The following is a 2300-nucleotide window of genomic DNA, read 5'->3' as shown; positions in this document are numbered from 1 at the left end:
CTGTGGCGTATGCAAATTCTGAGCGCCCCAAAAACAACTGTGGGAGCGAGCTTGCTCGCGATGGCGGAGTGTCAGTCAACATGATCGTAACTGACCCACCGCCATCGCGGGCAAGCCCGCTCCCACATGGGGGTTGGGTTTAGCTCAACTCAACAGCACTTGGGCCCACCCTTGCCACCGTAACGGGCCTCCTGGCGTTCGCGGAAGAACGCCTCGTAGTCCATCAACGGTTTGTCCGGGTGCTTGGTTTGCATGTGCTCGACGTAGTTGTCGTAGTCGGGCATGCCGACCATCAGGCGGGCGGCCTGACCGAGGTATTTACCGAGGCGACTCAAGTCATTGAACATCGTTGCAATCCTCTATCATGCGTCCGGCACGGCCTGGAATGGCGCTTCCTTGTCCGTGCGTTCCTTGGTGCCCCAGGCGGCGATGCCGACCTTGAGGGCGTAGAACAGGATGCTGAAGACCACGAACAGGAACAACACCGTCAGCGTTGCGTTGGTGTAGGCGTTGAACACCACGTGCTGCATCTGCTCGATGCTCTTGGCCGGGGCCAGGACCTGGCCGGCGGCCAGGGCATCGTTGTATTTGCGCGCCAGGGCCAAAAAGCCGATCGCCGGGTTGGCGTCGAACAGCTTGATCAGGCCCGCGGTGGTGGTGCAGATCAGCAACCAGCTCGCCGGCAGCAGCGTGACCCAGACGTAGCGCTGGCGCTTCATCTTGATCAGTACCACGGTGGCGAGCATCAGGGCGATACCGGCCAGCATCTGGTTGGAGATGCCGAACAGCGGCCACAAGGTGTTGATGCCGCCCAGCGGATCGATCACGCCCTGGTACAGCAGGTAACCCCACAGTGCCACACAACCGGCGGTGGCGATCAGGTTGGCGGTCCAGGATTCGGTACGCTTGAGGGCCGGCACGAACGAGCCGAGCAAGTCCTGCAGCATGAACCGCCCGGCACGGGTGCCGGCGTCCACCGCAGTGAGGATGAACAGCGCTTCGAACAGGATCGCGAAGTGGTACCAGAACGCCATGGTGTTCTCACCCGGCAGCACCGAGTGCAGGATCTGCGCGATACCGACCGCCAGGGTCGGCGCACCGCCGGCGCGGGCCAGCACGGTGGTCTCGCCGATGTCCTTGGCCACCGCTTGCAGGGCCTCGGGGGTGATTGCAAAACCCCAACTGCTGACGGTTTGCGCCACGGCCACCACGTCACCGCCGACGATCGCCGCCGGGCTGTTCATGGCGAAGTACACGCCCGGCTCGATCACCGACGCCGCGACCATGGCCATGATCGCCACGAAGGACTCCATCAGCATGCCGCCGTAACCGATGTAGCGAGCGTTGGTTTCGTTATCCAGCAACTTGGGCGTGGTGCCCGAGGAGATCAGCGCATGGAAGCCCGAGACCGCGCCGCAGGCGATGGTGATGAACAGGAACGGGAACAGACCGCCCTTCCACACCGGTCCCGTGCCGTCGGTGAACTGGGTCAGCGCCGGCATTTTCAGCTCGGGCATGGTGACCAGGATGCCGATCGCCAGGGCGACGATGGTGCCGATCTTGAGGAACGTCGACAGGTAGTCCCGCGGCGCCAGGATCAGCCACACCGGCAGCACCGCCGCGACAAAACCGTAGCCGATCAGCATCCAGGTGATCTGGATTCCGGTGAAGGTAAAGGCCTTGGCCCAGACCGGATCGGCAGCGATCTGCCCGCCCAGCCAGATCGAGCCCAGCAGCAACAGCACGCCGATGATCGAGATTTCACCGATGCGGCCCGGGCGGATGTAGCGCATGTAGAGGCCCATGAACATCGCGATCGGGATGGTCGCCATCACCGTGAAGATGCCCCATGGGCTCTCGGCCAGGGCCTTGACCACGATCAGCGCCAACACCGCGAGGATGATGATCATGATCAGGAAGCAGCCGAACAGAGCGATGGTGCCAGGGACACGGCCCATTTCTTCCCGGACCATGTCACCCAGGGAGCGACCGTTGCGGCGGGTGGACAGGAACAGGACCATGAAGTCCTGCACCGCACCGGCCAGCACCACGCCGGCGATCAGCCACAGCGTACCGGGCAGGTAGCCCATCTGCGCCGCCAGCACCGGCCCGACCAGCGGCCCCGCGCCGGCAATGGCCGCGAAATGGTGGCCGAAGAGAATGTGTTTGTTGGTCGGGACGTAGTCCAGGCCATCGTTGTTGAGCACGGCAGGGGTGGCCCGGCGCGCATCGAGTTGCATCACGTTGTTGGCGATGAAGAGGCTGTAGTAGCGGTAGGCGACCAGGTAGATGGCCACGGC

General features: G+C 63.6%; 2 protein-coding genes. Both read right to left on the bottom strand.

Features of this window, described 5'->3' with window-relative positions:
- Positions 1-149: 149 nt before the first annotated feature.
- On the bottom strand, positions 150-347 hold the full coding sequence (locus V7773_RS30130) for a YbdD/YjiX family protein (RefSeq protein WP_003201656.1): 198 nt from the start codon (positions 345-347) through the stop codon (positions 150-152).
- 15 nt (positions 348-362) lie between these two features.
- A partial coding sequence (locus V7773_RS30125) for a carbon starvation CstA family protein (RefSeq protein WP_336076485.1) occupies positions 363-2300 on the bottom strand: 1938 nt, incomplete at its 5' end.

The sequence above is a fragment of the Pseudomonas sp. 3JA genome (assembly GCF_036961705.1).
In the GTDB taxonomy this organism is placed as follows: domain Bacteria; phylum Pseudomonadota; class Gammaproteobacteria; order Pseudomonadales; family Pseudomonadaceae; genus Aquipseudomonas; species Aquipseudomonas fluorescens_Q.
Note: the sequence above shows the minus strand (reverse complement) of the source record. Positions and strands in the feature narration are given on the sequence as shown.